Genomic DNA, 21,403 nt, shown 5'->3' with positions numbered 1-21,403 from the left:
GCTGCAACGAGAATTTGACCATGGATGTTCGCCACTTTGCCTTTCTGGCCCGCCAACCTTCTGCTGCCCTGAAGCGCCGCGACGCGTTCTTCGGCCTGCCCAAGCGCGGCCTGGTGCTGATCCTGGCCAACGCGCTGTTCTGGCAACCGTTGCTGGCCCAGGCCGAAGGCATTGTGGTGAGCAACCCGGCCACCAGCGTCGGCCAGGCCGGCAATGGCGTGCCGGTGGTGAACATCGCCACACCCAATGGCAGTGGCTTGTCCCACAACCAGTTCAAGGACTACAACGTCGGCCCCAACGGCGTGATCCTCAACAATGCCACCGGCGCGGTGCAGAACACCCAACTGGGCGGTTACATCGTCGGCAACCCCAACCTCAAGGGCGGCGCGGCGAACGTTATCCTCAACGAAGTCAACGGCGGCAGCCCGAGCCAGCTGCGCGGTTACACCGAAGTGGCGGGGCAGTCGGCCAAGGTGATCGTCGCCAACCCTTACGGCATCACGTGCAGCGGCTGCGGGTTTATCAACACGCCCAACGTGACCCTGACCACCGGCAAGCCGATGATGGACAACGTCGGTCGCCTGGACCACTACCAGGTTGACGGCGGCGCCGTGACCATCGACGGCGAAGGCCTGAACGCCAGCAACGTCGACCGCTTCGAAATCATTACCCGCTCGGCCAAGATCAACGCGCAAATCAACGCCCGCGAACTGGCCGTTATCGCCGGGCGCAACGACGTCGATGCCAAAAGCCTGAAAGCCACCGCCCGTGCCGACGACGGCAGCACCAAACCCGAGCTGGCCATCGACTCCAGCGCCTTGGGCGGCATGTACGCCGGCGCAATTAAACTGGTGGGCACCGAAGCCGGTGTGGGCGTGAAACTCGACGGCACGCTGGCGGCCAGTGGTGGTGATATCCAACTCGATGCCAATGGGCATTTGAGCATGGCGCAAACTGCCGCCAGCGGCGCGGTCAACATCAACGCCGCAAGCCTGGACGCCAAAGGGCCGGTGTACGCCGGTACAGCCCTTAACGTGAACACCCAGGGCGACCTAACCAACCGCCAGAGCCTGGCTGCCCGTGACCGCATTGCGCTGTCCAGTGGCGGCACGCTGACCAATGGCGACATCATCGAAGCCGGCGTCAACGCCGACAACACTCGCAACGCCACGGGCGACGTGAGCCTGCGCGGCAAGGCCGTCACCAACACCGGCGCCAGTGTGATTGCCAGCCGCGCGTTGAGCGTGGATGCCCAAGCGCTGAACAACCAGGGCGGTACACTGGGTGCCAAACAACACACCCAAATTACCGCCGCCACGGTCGACAACCAGAACAAAGGCCGCATTCTCAGCAACGGCGGCCTGGCCATCACGGCCGATCGCCTGCAGAACACCCAAGGTGGGTTGGTCACCAGCAACGGGCCGCTGACCGCCGTCGTCGGTGAGGTGCATAACCAGGGCGGTGAACTCTCAAGCCTCGACACCGCAGCGCTCACAGTCGCGACCCTCGATAACGTCGCAGGCCTCATCACGGCGGGCAATGCGCTGATCCTCAACGTCGGCAGCCTCAACAACCAAGCCGGGTTGGTCACCAGCCAAGGCACGGTGAGCGTGGCCGGTAATAGCCTCGACAACCGCCAAAAAGGCTTGGTTGCAGGCGTGGGTGGTGTGCAGGCCAATGTCGTCAATATCGACAACCGCAACGGCGAGCTGTCCAGCCGTTCGGGCGTTGTGGTGACCGCTACGCAACTGGATAACAGCGACGGCGGGTTGCTGATTGCCGGTGGCGGCGCAGGTTTGAATGTCGACCAACTGCTCAACCGCAACCAGGGTTTGATCAGCAGCGAAGGGCTGCTGAGCATCACCGCGCGCACGCTGGCCAACGGCGGCGGCACGCTCTCCAGCGCCGGCCCGCTGACGCTCAGCGCACTCGGCGCGGTGGACAACCGAGGCGGGCGGCTGGTCACCGATGGCAGCCTGATACTCAACGCCGCAAGCGTCGACAACAGCCAGAACGGCACCCTGAGTGCGCGCCAGGCCCTGGCCCTCGGCACCGCCGACCTGAACAACCAGCAAGGCGGCCAGATCACCAGCGCCGAGGCGCTGACGCTGGACCTGCACCGTGGCGAGTTCAACAACCAGGGCGGGCTGATCAACGCGCCGTTGCTGATGCTCAACAACCTCAAGAACGTGCATAACCAGGGCGGCGAAATCTCCAGCAGCCAGGCGTTCACACTCACCGCCGACAACCTCGACAACAGCAGCGGCAAACTGCTGAGCAACGCCGCACTGAGCCTGCGCATCGGCCAGGCCCTGGCCAACGTCAAAGGCCTGATTGCCGCCGCCTCGGTTGACGCCCAGGCCACCGACCTCGACAACAGTGGCGGCACCCTCACCAGCCGTGGCGACACGCTGCTCAACGTGGCTGGCCGCCTGACCAACCGCGACCAAGGCCTGCTCAACGCGAGCAATACGCTGACGCTCAACAGCGCCGCGCTGGACAACCAGAACGGCTCGCTGCTGGGCAACGCGATTGCCCTGGACTTCGGCACCGCCACCGGCGACCTGAACAACACCGGTGGCCTGATCACCACCGCCGGCAACCTCTCCATCAACCACCTGCGTGACCTCAGCAACCAGGGTGGCGAACTCTCCAGCGCGCAAACCCTGAACCTCAGTGGCCGCACGTTGAACAACAGCAACGGCAAGCTGATCAGCAATAACCTGCTGGTGCTCAATGCCGAAAACCTTATCAACCAGAATGGCCTGATGTCCGGCTGGCAGGGCCTCACCGTCAGCGGCGCGAACCTCGACAACCGCAACAGCGGCACCTTGTCGAGCCGTTACGGCGACCTTAATGCCACGCTGACCGCCAACCTGCTCAACAGCGCGGGCGGCGCACTGGTGAGCCAGAAAGCGCTGACCGTTAATGCTGGCGAACTGGACAACAGCAACAAAGGCGTACTTTCCAGCGCGGCCGGGCAGACGCTTACCGTCGGCGGTTTGCTCAACAACGCCCAGGGCGGCGTGATCGACAGCGGCGCGGCCCTGAGCCTGACTACGCAAAACCTGGACAACAGCGCCGGCAGCATCAGTGGCGGCACCGCCACCACCCTCGACCTGCTCGCGACCCTGACCAACACCAACGGCAAACTGGCCAGCGGCGGCCCGCTGCTGATCAGCCGCGCGGCGCAGATCAACAACCAAGGCGGCCAGATTGCCAGCCAAGGCCTGTTGACCCTGCTGACCGGCGGCCTGGATAACCGCAACCGTGGCACCCTGGCCGCCAACGAGCGCTTGAGCCTCACCGCCAGCGGCCTGGTGCAGAACGGCAACGACGGCTTGATCTACAGCCAGAACGCCGACCTGCTGCTCACCGCCAACCGCTTGGACAATGGCAAAGGCACCGTGCAAAGCCAGGGCGGCATGACCGCCAACGTGGCCGACACGCTGGACAACCAGAGCGGCAAACTGATCGCCCAGGCCGGTGACCTGAATATCAACGCGGCCAGCCTCGACAACCGTGGCGGCACCCTCGCCAGCCTCAAGGCCGCACTGCAAACCCAAGTGGTCGGCGTGCTGCGTAACGGTTACGACCTCAACAACAACCGCCAGGGCGGCGTGATGCAGGGGCAAAGCCTCAACCTGCAAGCCGGCAGCGTAGACAACTATGGCGGGCGCATCGCGGCGCAGGGTGGCAACGCACTGGTCACCACCGGCAATTTCGACAATCACAACGGCGGGCTGTATGCCAAAGGCCTGATGCGCGTGGTCGGGCATGACTTCGATAACAGCGGCGACAACGACGGCCAGATCGCCGGCCAACAGATCGACCTGGACCTGAGCGGCGCACTCAACAACCGCCTCGGCATCATCGAAAGCGAAAGCACCCTGAAGGTGCGTGCGGCCAGCCTCGATAACCAGACCGGGCGCCTGCGTGCGCTGGGCACGGCGGGCACCACCGAATTCGCCATCGGCGGCCTGTTCGACAACCGCAACGGCGTGGTGGAAACCGCCAACAACGACCTGACCCTCAACGCCGGCAGCTTCCAGAACCTGGGCGGCAACGTACTGCACGTGGGCACCGGCAATTTCGGTATTGCCCCGGCCAACCTCAACGACGTGGGCGGCAGCCTGGTCACCCGTGGTGACCTGACCATCACCCAGGGCAACTGGACCAACAGCAGCGTGATCCAGGCCGGGCAACTCACGGTCAACGTCGATACCCTTGACCAGACCGCCACCGGCCAACTGCTCGGCGCCCGGCGCTTTGTCGGCAATGGTGCCAACTGGACCACCCACGGCCTGATCGCCAGCGACGGCGCGCTCGACCTGACCTTGAGCGGCGCGCTCAACAGCAGCGGGCGCATCAGCAGCCTGGGCAACCTCAACCTCAGCGCCGCACAGGCCAACTTGAGCGACACGGCCAGCATTGCCGGCGGCGGGGTTACTACCGCCAACATCGCCGGCACACTCAACAACCGTGGGCGCCTCACCGCCGCCACCGACCTGGTGGTCAACGCCGGCACACTCAACAACTACGCGACCCTGGGCAGCGGCCAACGACTGGTCGCCACCACCGGCGCCTTGCTCAATGACCACGGCCTGATCTTCAGCGGTGGCGACATGAGCCTGCGTGTGGACGCGCTGAACAACAGCTACGCCGACGTCTACAGCCTGGGCAACCTCAGCGTCGACCGCGACGGCAAGGGCGGCCTGGCCAGCAGCATCCTCAACAGCTCATCCACGATTCAGAGTGACGGCAACCTCAGCCTGTCCGCCAACTCGATCAAAAACCAGCGGGCGGTACTCGACGTCAACGATGCGGGCGTCTACACCGCCTCGGCCACCGAAGGCACCTGCATTGAGTACGTCAACGCCGGTGACTGCCATGCGGGCGGCACCCCGCGTAACTACGTGTGGGAGTTGGTGACCCGCGACAAACTGGAAGTCACCGCTGCCAGTGCCGGTTCAAGCATCACCGCCGGCGGCAACATGACCTTGGCCGGCGGCGACCTGCTCAACAGCAGCAGCTCGATCGCGGCTGGAGGTAACTTCACTGCGCGCCTGAACAACCTGGTCAACACCGGCATCGAAACCGGCGAGACCGAGACTTATCGTCTTTTCACGTCAAAGCGCACCAAGCACCCTGAAGGCTGGTTCGGCGCCGCCGCCGCACTCACCAACAAATACTGGTACAAAAGCGCCGGTTACAACCCCAATGACCTCGGCGGCCTTGAAGCCACCGTGGCCAACTTCATCGGCATGATGGAGATCGAGCGCACCCAGTTCGGCAAAGTCACCAAAATCGCCAGCGATGACCAGCGCTACGCCGCCGTGATTCAGGCGGGCGGCGCGGTAGACGTAAAGGCACAAGCCGGTATCGACAACAGCGTGGTACGCCTGGGCTATAGCTACATCGGTGCGGGCGCCAAAACCACCACCGACGCCACCGGTGCCAGTGGCGCAGCCGGTTACTCGACACGCGTCACGCTCAACCAGCAACTGCCGCCGGACCTGGCCCAACAGCAGATCAACCCGCTGAGCCTGCCCGGCTTCACCTTGCCTACCGGCCAAGGCGGGCTATTCCGCCTCAGTGGCCAAAGCGCCAGCGCGCCAGCCAGCACCGGCCCGCAAGGCTGGACCTTGGGCGGCGGCAGCGTAGACCGCACGCCGGTTACCGGCCCGGTCGTACCCGGCAGCGGCACCTCGGCCGACGGCGTGGTTATCAACCGCGTGCAAGGCCTGCCAGACAGCCAGTTCGTCTCCAACCCACAGAAATACCTGATCGAAACCAACCCGCTGCTGACCAACCTCAGCCAGTTCTTAAGCTCCGATTACATGCTGTCCAAACTGGGCTACGACCCGGACCAGGCACAAAAGCGCCTGGGTGACGGCCTGTATGAACAGCGCCTGATCCAGCAAGCCGTGATCGCCCGTACCGGCCAGCGCTTCATCGATGGCCAGACCAGCGACACAGCAATGTTCAAGTACCTGATGGACAACGCCATCGGCACCAAACAGGCGCTTAACCTGGCCGTAGGCGTGAGCCTCACCGCCGAGCAAGTCGCGGCCCTGACCCACGACATCGTGTGGATGGAAAACGCCACCGTCGCCGGCCAACAAGTGCTGGTGCCCGTGCTCTACCTGGCCCAGGCCAACAACCGCCTGGCGCCCAACGGCGCACTTATCACCGGCAGCGACCTGAACCTGGTCAGCGGCACCGACCTCAACAACGTCGGCACCCTGCGCGCCACCAACAACCTCGCCGCCAGCGCCGGGCGCAACATGGTCAACAGCGGCCTCGTGCAAGCGGGCAACCGCCTCGACCTGCTCGCGGGCAACACCCTCACCAACCGCGCCGGCGGCATCATCGCCGGGCGCGACGTCAGCGTGAGCGCAGTGAATGGCGATGTGCTCAACGAACGCACCGTCACCAGCCACCAGAGCAGCAGCGGCTACCGCACCGAGCGCACCGACTTTGTCGACAACGCCGCCCGCATCGAAGCCGCCAACACCCTCACCCTGCAAGCCGGGCGCGACGTCAACAGCACCGGCGGCGCCTTCAAAAGCGGCGCCGACCTGGGCGTTCAAGCCGGGCGCGACGTGAACCTGGCCACCGCCGAACAACGCAACGCCAATGCCGTCAGCACCTACATGCGCAGCAGCAGCGCAAACCAGTACGGCACCGTGATCGAGGCCGGTCGCGACTTCCAGGTGGTGGCTGCGCGGGACATCAGCGCCATCGGCAGCCAGTTGAATGCCACGCGTGATCTGGCGCTGGCGGCCAAGGGCAATGTGAACCTGGCGTCGGCGGCAAATGAACAGCATTCGGCGTTTAATTCCAAGAAGGTGACCAGCCAGGAAGACCACGTTCAGCAAGTGGGCACATCGCTGGTTGCCGGTGAGAACCTCTCCCTGAGTGCCGGCAACGACCTGGTGGTCAGCGCCAGCCGTGCGAGTGCCGGCAAGGAAGCCTACCTGTACGCAGGCAATGACCTGGCGCTGAACGCCGCGCAAGACAGCGACTACAGTTATTACCGCAAAACCAAAACCAGCAAAGGGTTGCTGTCCAGCAGCCAGAAAACGCGCATCGACAGCAGTAACCAGATCAGCCAGCAGGGTTCTTCCATCAGCGCTGATACCGTGGTCGTGCGTGCTGGCCGTGACATCGGCACTACCGCCAGCGACGTGGTTTCCACCAACGCCACCAGCCTGATTGCCGGGCGCAATGTGGTGATTGATGGGGCAACGGAAACCTTTGAACAAAGCCATTCGTCTTCGACCAAAAAATCGGGCTTGATGAGCAGCGGCGGCATCGGCGTTACGTTGGGTTCAAGCAGCAACCAGAACACCTTCACCAGCAGCACCGAAACCACCCGGGCCAGCAACATCGGCAGTGTGCTGGGCAGTGTGGATATCCAGGCTGGCAAAGACCTGACCATTCGCGGTTCTGATGTGGTTGCCGGTAAGGACATCAGCCTGGTTGGGCAAAATGTCAGCATCCTGGCTTCCGAGAACAACAACCGTAGCGAGCAGACCTCCAAGAGCAAAACCAGTGGTTTGACCCTGGCGTTGTCCGGCACCTTGGGCAGTGCGGTGGACTCCGCTTATAAGACCGCCAAGCAAGCCAGGAACGAGGACGACGGCCGCCTCTCGGCGCTGCAGGGTGTGAAGGCGGGTTTGACGGGGGTGCAGGCGTGGCAAGCGGCGCAGCAGAATGGCGGCATGACCGGCGCTAACGCCGGGGAATTTGTCGGCATCGCCATCTCGCTCGGCTCGCAAAAATCCAGCTCCAAACAGACCCAGGAGCAGACAGCAAGCCAAGGTAGCAGCCTCACCAGTGGCAATAACCTCAGTATTGTAGCCGCCGGTAACGGCACGCCTGGCGCAGATGGAGACATCCGCGTTCAGGGCAGCAAGCTGCAGGCCGGCAATGAAATGCTGTTGGCAGCAGAGCGTGATATCCGCCTGGAAGCAGCCGCCAACACACAAAAACTCGATGGCAAGAACAGCAGTGGCGGCGGGGCCGTAGGCGTTAGCCTCGGGTTTGGTTCCAGTGGTGCAGGCCTGAGTATTTTTGCTAATGCGAACAAGGGCACCGGCAGCGAAAAGGGCAATGGCACAACCTGGACGGAAACGACGCTGGATGCGGGCAAGCAAGTCAGCCTGATCAGTGGGCGAGACACCGTCATCAAAGGTGCGCAGGTCAGTGCAGACCAGATCAAGGCCGCGGTAGGCCGCGATCTTACGCTGCAAAGCCTGCAAGACACTGATGACTACAAGTCCAAACAAACCGATGTCAGCGGTGGCGCAAGTTTCACGTTTGGCACCATGACGGGCAGTGGTTCGCTCAGCATCAGCAAGAGCAAGATCGACTCCAACTATAAGAGTGTGCAGGAGCAAACCGGCCTGTTCGGCGGTAAGGGCGGCTACCAGATTGATGTGGGCAACCACACGCAACTCGATGGCAGCGTGATCGCCAGCACTGCAACAGCGGACAAAAACCGCCTGAGCACCGGCACCCTCGGCTGGAGCGTTTTAAAGAACAAAGCCGACTACACAAGCCAGTTGCAGAGCGCCAGCGTCAGCAGTGGCGCAAGCGGCGCGAACGCCTTCATCAGCAATATGCCCTCCGGCAGCTTGATCGCGTTCAATCATGGCGACAGTGACAGCGGCACCACGTCATCGGCCATTTCCAACGGCACCCTCGACATCCGCGACCCGGCCAAACAGCAGCAGGACGTTGCAACGCTGAGCCACGATGTTGAACACGCCAATGGCAGCATCAGCCCGATCTTCGATAAGGAAAAGGAGCAGAAGCGCCTGCGGCAGGTGCAGTTGATTGCGGATATTGGTACTCAGGCAGTAGACATCGTTCGAACTCAAGGCCAGATCGATGCTGATAAAGAGGCGCGTGCTGAACTTGATAAGCGTGGCATCAAGGACCCTGGAAAAGATGCCAAAAAAGAGGACGTCGATGCCTACAAGAAACAACTGATTGCCACTGACGCTTATCAACGGATCATGGCGGACTACGGGGTCGGCGGCAATTACCCACGTGTAGCGCAGGCGGTGACAGCAGCACTGCAAGGGTTGGTGGGCGGCGATATCGGTTCCGCTATTGCGGGCGCGTCGGCGCCGTACATGGCGCAAGTCATCAGGAAAACCACCGGAGACAACGCTGTACTCAACACCATGGCGCATGCCGTATTGGGTGCGGTGGTGGCGCAGGCGCAAGGCAACTCTGCGGGAGCGGGGGCTGCGGGAGCGGCGACGGGTGAATTCATCGCCCATCAGTTGTATCCGGACAAGAAGACAATCGAGTTGACGGAGGAGGAGAGAGAGACGGTTGTTGCACTTTCGGGTCTAGCAGCAGGGTTGGCTGGGGGGATAGCTGGTGGTGATCTGGGCGGTGCGGTTACTGGGGCAAAGGCGGGAAGCAATGCGGTAGAGAACAACTCCCTCAGTGATATTGCAGAAGCATTAGCCGCACATAAGACACTTGAGCAGCAGGCTGAAGACCGCGTCAAAGCAGAAAACCAACACTACAAGGAGCAAAACTGCGCTGGCATGAGTGAGCAAGCGTGCTCGGTCAAGATGTATACTCAGCGGCGTGAAGAGCTCAAAGGTGCCCTGTCAGAAGGCGCAAATTTTGTACCAGTTGTCGGCACAGTTAAAAGCGTAGCGGAGGCTGAGAGTGCACTTGATTACCTTGAGGTAGCAGCATCACTTATTCCAGGTGAACGGATTATTTCCGGCACCTTGAAAATGGCACGCAAAGCTCTGAACAGGGGCGATATCAGCGAAGCATCGAAGCTGATTAGCAGCGCCAGTAATGAGATTCAGGGTGCAAAGGCGCCATACACCTCGATTTCCTCGCCGGATGCTGAGGCTGGCATGCCGTATGCCCACCCGATAAAGGAGGCTGGTGAAAAAGGAACAGAGCAAGCTTTACGGGAAGTCGAGATTAGTTCTGGTGGTAAAGGTGCATGGAATAAAGAGCTGAATAATCCTGTGCCGAATACCGTATATAAAGTCGATGGGAATAAAACCTTCCAAACAGATGGCTTCGGCCGCGTTGAGAAAGTCGAGTCAAATCTTTCATTGACTAAAAATGATCGGAATACATATCAGCAATGTGTGGCAGGAAAGTGCGGTGTCACTGGGGACGAGGGTGGGCACTTGATTGCTAGTATATTCAACGGACCTGGGGAGAGATTGAACCTACTTCCCATGAATGGAAACTTGAATAAAGGTACTTGGAAAACTATGGAGAATACATGGGCGTCCGCACTTAAGGAGGGCAAACAGGTTAGTGTGAAGATTGAGCCTGTGTATTCTGGTAAAAGTGTTCGGCCAGATAGCTTTAATGTGGAGTATTCAATAGGCGGTGCTCGTCCAAAAGAGATTGTATTTAAAAACTCACCGGGTGGAAATTGATGCGTAGTGATGATGATATCTACAATGACATTGGGAGCATTTTATTTCAGATTGCTCCCGATGGAGCATGTAAAATTATAATGCGTGCACAGCTATCCCAAGAGCTAGATAGCTGTGAGTATGAGTATGACTACATTGATAAACAAGGTAACGTTGCCTGGTTCACGGCAGGCGGGCGAGCCAATACAGATATTTTAGCTCTTTTAACAGAGCTGCGTAGTTGGTATGTTGAGAATAAACTTACAGGAGGGCTGCCAGCGTGGAGTGGCTGTGAGGTGACCTTGGATTTAGTTGAAGTTAAAATTAGTATAGACTTTGTTTATCCTTGATAATTAAGCTGCAAGTTTGAAGGGAAATAGGGGTCAGACCACGTTTGAGTTTTTTAGAGTTCAGTGAAGTTGTTCTTTAAAAATATGGTTTATTTTTTGGAAAAATAGGAAAAATAGGAAAAATAGGAAAAATAGGGGTCAGACCCTGAGGGATCCCACGGCATTTGGACGCGCATATGCCAGGAGGATTTAGATATAATCCGGGCGGTCCAGGGTCAGCTCTCCCGGCATACCCTTCGAAAAAAGGAGCTGAGTAATGCATTCCATACCGCTAGAGCTTGCGAAGCAAAAGTTAATTTTTTACGTGGCTCAGGATTTGGACCAGTCTATTAGATCTAATGTGCAGCAGCTTGTGAATGAGGTTGCTGCGTCAAGAATATGGAGCGTTACTCCGCCAACCTTTATTGACGAGATAGACGAGAGTGGCGCGGAAGTAGTAGGTGGGTTTTTGGAAATTTATTCGGCTTTGCCGCCAAACATACTTCCTATTGAGATGGACTCAAAAAATCTAGATGACGTAGAGGCGCTGGTAGGTGCCGTAAAAAAACTATCTGAAAATGAAAATCTTTCCTTTGAGTTTCAGTTAGATACTACTTTTGTTGGCGCTATTGAGGACGGTGTTATTGATCGAGTCCTGCTGGACGGTTTGCTTGTACCGTGGCGAAATCACCTCAAAGGGAAAAGTTGAGTTGGTGCAACCGATTCCGCCAATAAAGTTATCCTGCCTCGCGATGTTCATCGGCAGCAGGTAAGTCCTTGGTGGAACCAATTGCAGAGAGACTTAGGAAAATAGCTATGGAATATCATCTAACAGAGGGGCAGCTCAATGGTCCGGCTGAAATTCCGGCTGTTGATGGTCTGTCAACACACTTGGGAGTCGCACTTCCTGAGAGTTACATTAATTTCCTTAAGACGCACGACGGAGGCGAAGGATTCATTGGAGATAGCTACATTATTTTTTGGAAGGCAGAAGAGCTAGTCGAATTCAATCGTGAATATGAGGTCGAGACATATGCGCCAGGTATATTTTTGTTCGCTTCTAACGGCGGAGGGGAGGGGTATGGGTTTGAGACATTGGATGCAGCAATGCCGGTAGTTCGAATTCCGTTTATAGGTATGAATCGTCAGTATGCTATATCGGTAGCGAGCGACCTTCCCGATCTATTTGCTCGATTGGCAGACCAAAATGAGTGAGCTTAATAAGCACTCACGCCCTAAAGGCATGGAGCTATTCGAGATTAAACCCGCTATCGTTGGTGGTGATCCGACCAGTCCTGAGAACAAAACTTGGTTGACGAGACAGCAGCATTTTGAGGCTGTACGCTACTGGAATCGGATTATCAGCAGTCTGCGTGATGAACGGATGTAACTAGAGGTGCAAAAGCGACGGCAGGCGCGAAACCCATCGCAGAGAAATAGGGGGCAGACCACGGTTTTGTTTTTTAGAGTTCAGCAGAGTTGCTCTTTAAAAACATGATTTATTTTTTGTAATTATTCCACTCTGTTGGCTTGTTGAAGGGCGGCTAAGCTGTAAGCTCTTATCCAGTTAGGGGTTTATATGGCTCGCCGTCCTAGGGATTTACTGCCGGATATCCCGTTGCATATTATTCAACGGGGAAATAATCGGCCTGCGTGTTTTTACTCAGATGAAGACTATATTTTTTACATTGATACATTAGCGGTGCTTGCTAAATTGTATGGCTGTAAAGTTCACGCATTGTGCTTAATGACAAATCATGTTCATTTGTTGTTGACTCCCACCTGCTGCGCAGGGGCTGGCCTGCTTATGAAGGGGCTAGGGTAGTGCTACGTTCAGTATGTCAATCGAACATATCAATGAACGGGCACGTTGTGGGAAGGCCGTTTCCGTTCCTGTTTGGTTCAACAAGACAACTATGTTTTAGCTTGTTATCGATATATCGAAATGAACCCGGTCAGAGCGGGTATGGTTGCTCATCCGGGCGACTACCGTTGGACCAGCTATAGGACAAACGCACAGGGCGAGCTATCAGGCTTTATAAGTCCGCATGCAGTTTATAGCGACTTAGGTAGCGGCGCCGCGCAACGAGCCGAAGCTTACCGGTCAATATTCATGGATCGGCTTTCACCTGAGTTGATAGAACAAATTCGATCTTCTACAAACGGTAATTATGTTTTGGGCGATCAGAAGTTTGCGTCAGAGATTGCGCAGATATTAGGTAATAGAGTTTCAGTGAGTGTGTCAGGACGCCCGAAAAAGTGTATGTTAAAAGTTTAAAATAGTGGTCTGACCCCTGTTTCCCCTGTTTCCCCTGAGTCCGTCGTTGGATAAAGGCGTCCGTGATGCACGCCAAACGGCAGTTGGCAAAGAGGGATTGCCAACGGATGTGGGGGGGCACATCCAGGGTTGTCAGCTTGGTGGTACCTGTGACAGATTCAACCTCTTTCCGCAGGATGGTAATTTCAATAACTCTGCCTATAAGCGCTGGGAAACAGAAATTAAGAAGGGGTTGAACAACGGTGATCAGGTCGGCGCCGTAACAGTGCGCTTTTCTAGAACGGATCCTGTGTCGGCAAGATCAGATTCATTAGTTATTGACTACTCAATCAATGGAACAAAAATGCGCAAGTCATTCAGAAATGAGGCCGGGCAATGAGCATTGAGCAACAAGTACAGGTCTTGAATGCGCTCACGCAGATCATGCATGACTCTGCGAATGGTCCGTACGAAGAAATGCGTTGTGAATTTGAGTATGAAGTTTATGACGGAGGGTGGTCTGTAGGTTCTAAATACTCATTCGTTCGCGATGGCTTGTTCTTCAGCGAGCTTTTGGATGACCCTGAAGATAGAGCTTCTAGTCACGTCCATAAGTTGCACGAGCTGATGAGGTCGCACACGGGTGGTGATTGGAGAAAATTTGTACTGGTTATCGACCCTAGTGGAAAGGCTAATACCAAATTCATTTATTAAGTTGGTGCAAAAGGTGGTGTCAAACTGGCTAGGGAAATAGGGGGCAGACCACGTTTTGTGGACCACGTTTTGCGTTTTTTAGAGTTCAGTAAAGTTGTTATTTAAAAATATGGTTCATTTTTTTGAAAAATAAGGTGGGCCACGATTTTGCTTTTTTAGAGTTTAGTAGAGTTGTTATTTTCAAAGCATAATTTAGTTTTGTAATAGTTTTATTTCGTCGGCCTAGTGATCGAAGGCTAAGCTATAATCTCTTGTCCAACAAGGGGTTTATATGGCTCGCCTTCCTAGGGTTTTAATGCCGAATATCCCGTTGCATATTATTCAGCGGGGAAACAATCGGGCTGCGTGTTTTTATTCAGATAAAGACTATATTTTTTACATTGATACATTAGCCCTACTTGCAGATCTGTATGGCTGTAAAGTTCACGAAGGAAAAAGGGGGCGGATTTATTTAATTTTCCGAGTACTTTGTTAATTAAATAAATCCGTCCCCTTTGACCCAGCCCCCTTTGACCCACGAGAAACGTACGATTATTGGATGGCGCTGATAAGTCAGGGGACATAGAGTGGAGGCCGTGGGTTTGCAGTGCTGTTTTATAAGCGAGAAATTTTTAAATATGAAAATCTGTCCTTGGTCGCCGACAGTGCTACTTAGTAATTAGAGGTTTTTATGCCGGGGGGATATAGGGGGCAGACCAAGTTTTTGGAATGAACCGGCGCATATCTGTACGAGGTTCCCATGACACGTGAGGTTCAGATGGCAGGTTTAGCGGTAGTCGGATGGCGGTTGGTGCAGGGGTTGTGTCTGCTGCTGATGTTCGTCAGTGCCAGCGTTTGTATGTTGGCGTGGGGCTCCTTCGACAGCTCCACCGCCGGCGCTTTCGGAGCGGCGCTGGGCGGTTTCCTGATGTGTGGCATTGGGCTGCTGTTCGCCTTTGTGTTCGAGCGCGTGCGCACGCCTAGGGCCACGGCGCGCTACATGGCGACGCGTGTGGCCGTGGTTCTGCTGCTGGCAGCGGGCGCGGTGTACTTGGCCGACGCGGTATGGCTTGCGCCTGAGCGCGACGCGCTCGACGCGAATTTGGAAGGGGCGACCTGTGGCAAGTACACCGGCACCATCGTGAAAGGCTGGGAGCAGATTTGCGCCGGGAGGAAATAGGGGGCAGACCACGTTTTGCGTTCTTTTCTTAGTCCCCTTTTCGCCTATAGGCTTGAGGTATTTATGATGAAAGAATGGTCATCGCTGTGCAAGTCAAAGGTTGGAGACGCCGTTGTTTTACGGGAGCAATGCGTTATCGCTATGGACGACGGTGCATACAAAATTTCAGACGATCAATATTTTTTAGCTGACGCTTTTTCTGATGAGGGAGAGGAAAAACTTCGTTTGCTATCCCTCTACTGGGCCTGCAGTGAGCCTGCATTTAGAAGAGCCTACTACAGGGATGTTGAAAATGATGACATGGCCGTATGCCGGCCGCCGCCTGAATTGCTTCCAGTTGGGGCGGGGGGGACCTATAGTCAGATAAAAAATGCTCTTGGCTCTCTTGGTTCTGACAAATTTACTGAGTACGCCTCCTATCGAGTTATGTCTGATGGTGCATTTGTTCATAAGGGCTTAGAAAGCTCATTGGCTGTTTATTATTTTCGCTTGCATGATATTGTTGATGAAGAGCTGCCTTACGCGATACTGTGGAAGCTTTCTAATGTGTAATTTGATGGAGGGGAAAGAGGACGGATTTATTTAGTTTTCCGAGTGCTTTGTTAATTAAATAAATCTGTCCCCTTTCCGCCATTTTCACGCCAAAGTTGCATAGGCGACAGGCCACTTTTACTGCCCAAGCGTGGCCCGCACCTACTCACTGCCTCACCGTTAACAGGGCAACTCGTCAGCCGCCCTGTCGCGGTCAGTTGACGCTGTTAAGCCTGCGAATAATGACATCCAGCAAATCACACCCATCACGCAGCGGTATAGCCAGTAGTTGGGCGAAGTCTTGAAGCACCACAGCATCGCTGCTGAGCTGTTCGCGGAAGGCCAGGTTTTCCAACAGTTGGGTGACGGCTCGAATCCGGTACGCGGCGGCGTCGTGGAGCACGTCGAGGGGCGCGCGGGTGTCGATAAGCAGAGCGGGGACGGTGCAGTCGTGGCCCGTTAGGGGCATGTATTGGTTCATTTTCAGTACTCTGTTAGTGGATTAAGCCACCACGCATTCGTCGCCAAACGAATGGGTGGCAGCTGTACGCAGGTTGGCGAACCGGAACAGAGTAACCGGCAGACCCGAAGGTCTCCCGCGCACAGCCGCCATAACATGCACAGCTTTGCGGGTGCAAAAACACCTGCATAGAAGCGGGTTGCTTTTGCACTCTGTTGTCAGGTCGCCAAACCTGATCGCCATATGGGCGACGGGCCGGACTATAAGCCCCCCACCCAAACCCACGCAAGGCACCAACGCCCTGACTCAACCCCCTTTCGCCTATCCCCAACCCCACCATCCCCAACGTATTCCGCCGTCCGGTCACGGATATCAGGCAAACCCTCGGTAGTTTGGGGAAGTTTCCTACCGCAAAAGGAACCATTTCCCTCAGGCCCGGGTCTTTAACCCGCCCACCCGCAACCGGTCGGGCTGCATGGACTGCAGCGTTTTAAAACGACATTAAGGATTAATGTGAACTTCGCCTCCCCAATCCCTTGTCTGCCACCACCGGCTGCGGTGCGATTGCCCGCGCCTGTGGTTCAGCAAAGTGCCTTGGGGAATGCATTCGGATCATCTTATCCCTCGCTCAGCACACCTACAGCCGCCGGGCGTATTGGCGGCTTTGACTGTAGTTCATGGAGTTTGAAATGAAGCGTAAGCCGTTCCAGAAAACCCTGTTGGCCCTGATGGTCAGCGCAGGCGCCGCGCATGTTGCAGCGGTGGAATTCGACGTGAGCAGCGGCCAGAATAAGTGGAAAGGCCAGGTGTTCAACGAGCCTGTCACCTTGGTCGGATCGCGCAATGTGGTGGCCACCCAGCGTTATGTCGATGGGGCGAGTGTTGCCGAGACCGATATTCAGGGCTCGCTGATCAACCGCGCCGACTACAGCATCGATGGCAGTGGCCTCAACATCCGTGGTTTTGTGGTGGATGGCGCACTGGACTCTGATCTGCGCGCCCGTGGCGGCACGATCACCGGTGATGTGATCCAGGCCGGTACGATCAGGCTCACCAACCAGACCTGGGCCGAAGGTTTTGAAGTGGGCGCCGCGAACATCGGCGGCAGTGTGATCAACTCCGGAACTATCGTCGCCGTTGACGTGCCGGGGTCGGACAGTGACGGTGAGGGCATGTACCTCAATGGTACGACCGTCGGTGGTGACGTGATCAACTCCGGCCTGATTGATGTCACTTCCATCTACGGTTACGGCCTGATCCTGGACACCCATAACAACATGCCGGTGACCGTGGGCGGCAAAATCCTCAACTCCGGCACCATCCGCGTCACGGGTGAAGAGGCGTTGGGCATTGAAGTTGAAACCGACACCAGTGACCTGCGTATAGAAAACAGCGGTGTGGTGACGGTCAACGGTGGCATGGCCAGGGCCGTACAGTTCAACTCCGGTACCTTCGATTACTTGCTCAACACCGGCACGATTGAAGCCAACGGCGCCAATGCGGTGGCTGTGCATCTGACTGGGGCGACCTTTACCCAGAACCCGCAGTCGGGCGCGCGCGGCGTTATCAACCGTGGCCTGATCAGTGCCGACAGCACCGCGATCCTGGTCGATGCCCGTGACCAGACTTCGCCGTTCGAGATCAACCAGCAAGCAGGCGAGATCCGCAGCAAATCCGGCACGGCCATCGACGCTGCCAACCTTGCCACGCTGAACTGGACGGGCGGCAAAATCACCGGCGACCTGCTCAACCTGAGTGCGGTGAATGTCGCTGGCCAAGCTGATTTTGTCGGCCAGCGCATCATCGCGCCGGTGTCGATCAATTCCGGCTCGCTGAACCTGGCCGCGCCCGGCACCACGATCAGCGGCAACCTTAATGTCGCCAGCGGCGCGGGCATTGATATGCACCTGGCCGACAGCGTGGTACCGACCACGCCGTATCTATCGGTTAATGGCATGGCCAATTTCGCCCAGGCGTCGAAGCTCACGGTGAGTGCGCAGCCAGGCGACTTTGCGCATACCAATAACGGCACCCAATACACGCTGTTGCAGGCCACCAGTGTGCAGAACAACGGCTTGTCGGTTGCCAGTTCGTCGTCGCTGCTCAACGTGCTGAGCTACTCGGCGGATGCGCAAACGGTCAAGGCTGTCGTCGCAGTTAAAGACAATCAGCAAGTGCAGCAGGAACTTGTCGGCGCAGGTGCCAGCGCCGCAGCGGCCACGGCCGTGAATACGTTCAAGAACGAGGTGCTCGGCGGGCTGAATCAGAACGACCCAGTGTTCCAGTCCCTCGCCAACGCCGGGACTGCGCAACAGCTTGCTCAGGTGAGTGAGCAGCTCAAGCCGGACGTCAACCGTGGCGCGCTGGATGTGGCGTTGTCGGGGCAGACTGTTATCAATGGCGCGATCTTCAACCGCCTTACCGACCAGCGCGAAAACCGTCAAACCGGCGGCGTGTGGGTGCAGGGTTTGAGCAGCAACATGGACCAGGATGGGCGCGGCGGGAATAACGGTTACTCGGCCAACAGCAGCGGCATGGCGGTGGGTGTGGACGGGCGTTTGAACGACACCACCACCTTGGGCGTGGCTTACAGCTACCTCAATTCCAACATCCATTCGGACATCGGCAACAAGACCGATGTGGAGGGCCACGCGCTGTCGCTGTATGGCAACTGGGCGCTGCAAAACTGGTTTGTCGATGGCAGCCTCAGCTACGGTCATAACGACAACGACAGCAAGCGCCATGTGGCCGGCACCACGGCCAAGGGCAGTTATGACAGCAATGTGTTGTCGGCCAGCGTGATCGGCGGCTACAGCTTCAAGCCATCGCAGGCGGTGGTGATCGAACCGCGTGTGGCGGCGCGTTATGCCAATGTGCGCATGGACGGTTTTGACGAGAAGGGTTCGGCCGCCGCGCTGAGCACGCGTTCGCAGCGTTATGAAGTGGGTGAGCTGGGCGCCGGTGTGCGTTTGGCCGGCAACTTGCCGATGGGCGCAGGCAGCCTGCAACCGGAAGCGACCTTGATGGCCTATCACGACCTGATGGGTGATCGCGTCGCGCAAACCTCCAACTTTGTGGCGGGTGGTGCGGCGTTCACCACCACCGGCGCATCGGTGGCGCGTGACAGCTACGAGGCGAGCGTGGGCGTGAACTACCAGGTGTCGGACTTCACCGTGGGCGCCAGCTACACCCGCCAGGCGCGCAGTGGCTTTGACGCCGATGGCGTGATGCTCAAAGCGCGTTACGCGTTCTAAACCACAGCACCAAACCCCTGTGGGAGCGGGCTTGCTCGCGAAAGCCGCAGGTCAGTCAATACATGCATTGACTGACACACCGCCTTCGCGAGCAAGCCCGCTCCCACATTTGGATGTGGGTGTTTCAGGTAGCTGGGTTTTGCTTTCAGCTCAGCTGTCGCCAGTGCGTTACGCGCTTCAAGCCAACACCACCAAACCCCTGTGGGAGCGGGCTTGCTCGCGAAAGCGGCAGGTCAGTCGATACATGCACTGGCTGACACACCGCCTTCGCGAGCAAGCCCGCTCCCACATTTGGATAGAGGTGTTTCAGGAAGCTGGATTTTGCTTTCAGCTCAGCTGTCACCAGTGCGTTACGCGCTTCAAGCCAACACCACCAAACCCCTGTGGGAGCGGGCTTGCTCGCGAAAGCGGTAGACCAGTCGATACATGCACTGGCTGACACACCGCCTTCGCGAGCAAGCCCGCTCCCACATTTGGATGTGGGTGTTTCAGGTAGCTGGGTTTTGCTTTCAGCTCAGCTGTCGTCAGTGCGGCATGCGTTGCAAGCCATCACCACCTGACCCTGTGGGAGCGGGCTTGCTCGCGAAAGCGGTAGACCAGTCGATACATGCATTGGCTGACACACCGCCTTCGCGAGCAAGCCCGCTCCCACATGTGGTGTTGCGTTTGTCAGAACAACTTGCGCTGCACGGCCTCATCCAGCGTGCTGCGGGTCAGCGCTTCAACCACTTCACCGGTATTGGCCTGGAACGGTATACCCACGATCAGCACCAGGTGCATCCAGGTGCGCACGGATTCGCTTTTCTTGACCCGGCCCAACTCTTTGCCGTCCTTGTCCTTGAACACGGTTTCCAGGGTGAAGGTGTTTTTCGCCGTGGACGGGATGATGAAGAACGTGGCGCCGGTGATGATTGCCGAGGCCATGCTGAACTGTTCGTTGTTGTACAGCGTGGCGTCAGCGTAGATGTCCGAGTCGACCTTGTCGGTGCTCACCCGTGCAAAGCGGTTGGATTGGCGGAAAGCGTCAGTCACGGCCTTGTCCCACAGGGCCGCGGGTGCGCCAGCAACCGTATTGCCGGGGCCGCCGTTGACTTGTCGCAGTGCCGTTGTGCGCACGTAGGCAGTAGGCTTTTGCGCGGGTGTGGCGGCGGTCGGCGGCCAGGTTTGCACGGCTGGCAATTCGTGTTGCGAGTAGGACACGCAGCCGGTCAACAAGACGGCGGCGAGGACCAGGCTGTGTTTGATCAACCCTTTCATGTGTTGCTCCCTGAAATTACGGTTTGGCGAGTTTGGCGGTGGCGGTGTCGAGCAGTTGTGCGACCAGTTCGTTCAACTGTTTGGCGCCCATGGTCGGGGCCCAGTATTCGCGGCCGTAGAGGCCCACGTTGCGTTCAAACTTGACCTCTTGCTTGGCGCTCGCCAGTTCTTTGCCGTCGCGGTCGACAATCACCAGGTCGCCGGCCACGTCGAAGGTGTCGACGAAAATCGGGCCGTTGACCCAGATCCAGATCGTCAGCGTCAGCAGCGCGCCAGGCACGTAGGCGGGGTGAACGCCACGGTGACCCTTGAGGGAAGTCATGTTGAATTTCAGCGCGACGTCGTTTTCGCCCAAACGCACCGGGTACTCAGTGATCTGCTTGAAGTAGCCCGCCGTACGCACGTACTGGTTGAGCTGGGCCGTGAGCGAACGGCTGATCGCGGTTTTGTTGGCGTCGTTGACGTCGGCGGCGCTTACCGTCACATCAGCGACTTGCGCACTGCGTGGGCTGCTGACGGGTGCCGGGTGGAGCGGGGTGCCGATGGGGCCGCTGACGGTGTAGGAGACGCAGCCGGTCATCGACAGCGTCGCGATCAGGGCCGCAGCCCGAAGGAGGGTTTTCAACACGCAATATCCCTATTTAATGAACAAGCCAAGCCAATGTCTCGACCGATGGTTGTGTAACTTGAGGCGGGCGCGCAACGTAACAGAATGCCGTTGAGCGGGGAACGCCCCCGCAGCAGCGAAACCGCTTGAGTACACAGGGCAACCCCGTAAAATGCCGCGCACTGGATACAAGGCATTTTCAAGGATGAATCAAGCAATGCGCCTCTCTGCTTTTCTCCCTGCCACCCGCCTCACCGCGGGCCGCACGTTTCAACCGCACTGCTGCGTGGCAGTCACCCTTCCTGATACCGCTATTGGCGGGCTCGACACTGTCGATGTTGAGGCTGCGCGCAAACACGCGCGTTTTTTCAGCAAAATCTGATTGCCGCGACTTCGTTGATAACTTACATAACA

14 protein-coding genes are annotated in these 21,403 nt (G+C 57.5%); 11 read left to right on the top strand and 3 right to left on the bottom strand.

Translation table 11 applies throughout. From position 1 onward, the window contains the following. The first annotated feature begins 20 nt into the window (after positions 1–20). The 9 genes from K0H48_RS30705 (at position 21) to K0H48_RS09745 (ending at position 15,432) form a co-directional block, all read left to right on the top strand. Positions 21–10,442, top strand: coding sequence for a hemagglutinin repeat-containing protein (locus K0H48_RS30705; RefSeq protein WP_257626907.1), 10,422 nt, complete (start codon positions 21–23; stop codon positions 10,440–10,442). Further along, on the top strand, positions 10,442–10,771 hold the full coding sequence (locus K0H48_RS09780) for a hypothetical protein (protein ID WP_017135223.1): 330 nt from the start codon (positions 10,442–10,444) through the stop codon (positions 10,769–10,771). The genes K0H48_RS30705 and K0H48_RS09780 overlap by 1 nt, the downstream gene beginning before the upstream one ends. A gap of 256 nt (positions 10,772–11,027) precedes the next feature. After that, positions 11,028–11,459, top strand: a complete 432-nt coding sequence (locus tag K0H48_RS09775) for a hypothetical protein (protein WP_219267311.1) — start codon at positions 11,028–11,030, stop codon at positions 11,457–11,459. A 107-nt stretch (positions 11,460–11,566) separates the two neighbouring features. After that, positions 11,567–11,965 (top strand): SMI1/KNR4 family protein, encoded by a 399-nt coding sequence (locus K0H48_RS09770; RefSeq protein WP_219267310.1) that lies wholly within the window; start codon positions 11,567–11,569, stop codon positions 11,963–11,965. A gap of 364 nt (positions 11,966–12,329) precedes the next feature. After that, on the top strand, positions 12,330–12,575 hold the full coding sequence (locus K0H48_RS30700) for a transposase (protein ID WP_257626906.1): 246 nt from the start codon (positions 12,330–12,332) through the stop codon (positions 12,573–12,575). Positions 12,576–13,074: 499 nt separating this feature from the next. After that, positions 13,075–13,407 carry a DNA/RNA non-specific endonuclease gene (locus tag K0H48_RS09760; protein ID WP_219267309.1) on the top strand — a complete coding sequence of 111 codons (333 nt, stop codon included), beginning with the start codon at positions 13,075–13,077 and terminating at the stop codon, positions 13,405–13,407. After that, positions 13,404–13,721: a hypothetical protein gene (locus K0H48_RS09755; protein ID WP_219267308.1), complete on the top strand. Its 318-nt coding sequence runs from the start codon at positions 13,404–13,406 to the stop codon at positions 13,719–13,721. The genes K0H48_RS09760 and K0H48_RS09755 overlap by 4 nt, the downstream gene beginning before the upstream one ends. 739 nt (positions 13,722–14,460) lie before the next feature. Continuing rightward, entirely contained in the window at positions 14,461–14,880 is a 420-nt protein-coding gene (locus K0H48_RS09750) for a hypothetical protein (RefSeq protein ID WP_219267307.1), read from the top strand. A gap of 63 nt (positions 14,881–14,943) precedes the next feature. Next, positions 14,944–15,432: a hypothetical protein gene (locus tag K0H48_RS09745; protein WP_257626905.1), complete on the top strand. Its 489-nt coding sequence runs from the start codon at positions 14,944–14,946 to the stop codon at positions 15,430–15,432. A 193-nt stretch (positions 15,433–15,625) separates the two neighbouring features. Here the strand turns inward: K0H48_RS09745 and K0H48_RS09740 are convergent, their stop codons facing one another. Further along, complete coding sequence (locus K0H48_RS09740) at positions 15,626–15,880, bottom strand: hypothetical protein (protein WP_073637951.1); 255 nt, start codon at positions 15,878–15,880, stop codon at positions 15,626–15,628. A 680-nt stretch (positions 15,881–16,560) separates the two neighbouring features. On the opposite strand from K0H48_RS09740, the gene K0H48_RS09735 reads away from it, so the two are divergent. Then, positions 16,561–19,125, top strand: coding sequence for an autotransporter outer membrane beta-barrel domain-containing protein (locus K0H48_RS09735; protein ID WP_219267306.1), 2,565 nt, complete (start codon positions 16,561–16,563; stop codon positions 19,123–19,125). A gap of 669 nt (positions 19,126–19,794) precedes the next feature. Here K0H48_RS09735 and K0H48_RS09730 read toward each other — a convergent pair. Both K0H48_RS09730 and K0H48_RS09725 read right to left on the bottom strand, forming a co-directional pair. After that, complete coding sequence (locus K0H48_RS09730; protein ID WP_219267305.1) at positions 19,795–20,382, bottom strand: hypothetical protein; 588 nt, start codon at positions 20,380–20,382, stop codon at positions 19,795–19,797. 16 nt (positions 20,383–20,398) lie between these two features. Further along, positions 20,399–21,010, bottom strand: a complete 612-nt coding sequence (locus K0H48_RS09725) for a hypothetical protein (protein WP_219267304.1) — start codon at positions 21,008–21,010, stop codon at positions 20,399–20,401. Between the two features lie 184 nt (positions 21,011–21,194). Between K0H48_RS09725 and K0H48_RS09720 the strand changes: the two genes are divergently transcribed. Continuing rightward, on the top strand, positions 21,195–21,371 hold the full coding sequence (locus K0H48_RS09720) for a hypothetical protein (RefSeq protein ID WP_219267303.1): 177 nt from the start codon (positions 21,195–21,197) through the stop codon (positions 21,369–21,371). Positions 21,372–21,403: the final 32 nt, after the last annotated feature.

This window comes from Pseudomonas sp. Xaverov 259 (assembly GCF_019352915.1).
Lineage (GTDB): Bacteria > Pseudomonadota > Gammaproteobacteria > Pseudomonadales > Pseudomonadaceae > Aquipseudomonas.
The sequence above is the reverse complement of the archived record's forward strand: the minus strand, read 5'-3'. Positions and strand labels throughout refer to the sequence as shown.

What these genes read in the sequence shown, in the direction of transcription:
- K0H48_RS30705 (WP_257626907.1), top strand. Translation starts at nt 21, where the DNA reads ATGGATGTTCGCCACTTTGCCTTTCTGGCCCGCCAACCTTCTGCTGCC.
- K0H48_RS09780 (WP_017135223.1), top strand. Translation starts at nt 10,442, where the DNA reads ATGCGTAGTGATGATGATATCTACAATGACATTGGGAGCATTTTATTT.
- K0H48_RS09775 (WP_219267311.1), top strand. Translation starts at nt 11,028, where the DNA reads ATGCATTCCATACCGCTAGAGCTTGCGAAGCAAAAGTTAATTTTTTAC.
- K0H48_RS09770 (WP_219267310.1), top strand. Translation starts at nt 11,567, where the DNA reads ATGGAATATCATCTAACAGAGGGGCAGCTCAATGGTCCGGCTGAAATT.
- K0H48_RS30700 (WP_257626906.1), top strand. Translation starts at nt 12,330, where the DNA reads ATGGCTCGCCGTCCTAGGGATTTACTGCCGGATATCCCGTTGCATATT.
- K0H48_RS09755 (WP_219267308.1), top strand. Translation starts at nt 13,404, where the DNA reads ATGAGCATTGAGCAACAAGTACAGGTCTTGAATGCGCTCACGCAGATC.
- K0H48_RS09750 (WP_219267307.1), top strand. Translation starts at nt 14,461, where the DNA reads ATGACACGTGAGGTTCAGATGGCAGGTTTAGCGGTAGTCGGATGGCGG.
- K0H48_RS09745 (WP_257626905.1), top strand. Translation starts at nt 14,944, where the DNA reads ATGATGAAAGAATGGTCATCGCTGTGCAAGTCAAAGGTTGGAGACGCC.
- K0H48_RS09740 (WP_073637951.1), bottom strand. Translation starts at nt 15,880, where the DNA reads ATGCCCCTAACGGGCCACGACTGCACCGTCCCCGCTCTGCTTATCGAC.
- K0H48_RS09735 (WP_219267306.1), top strand. Translation starts at nt 16,561, where the DNA reads ATGAAGCGTAAGCCGTTCCAGAAAACCCTGTTGGCCCTGATGGTCAGC.
- K0H48_RS09730 (WP_219267305.1), bottom strand. Translation starts at nt 20,382, where the DNA reads ATGAAAGGGTTGATCAAACACAGCCTGGTCCTCGCCGCCGTCTTGTTG.
- K0H48_RS09720 (WP_219267303.1), top strand. Translation starts at nt 21,195, where the DNA reads ATGAATCAAGCAATGCGCCTCTCTGCTTTTCTCCCTGCCACCCGCCTC.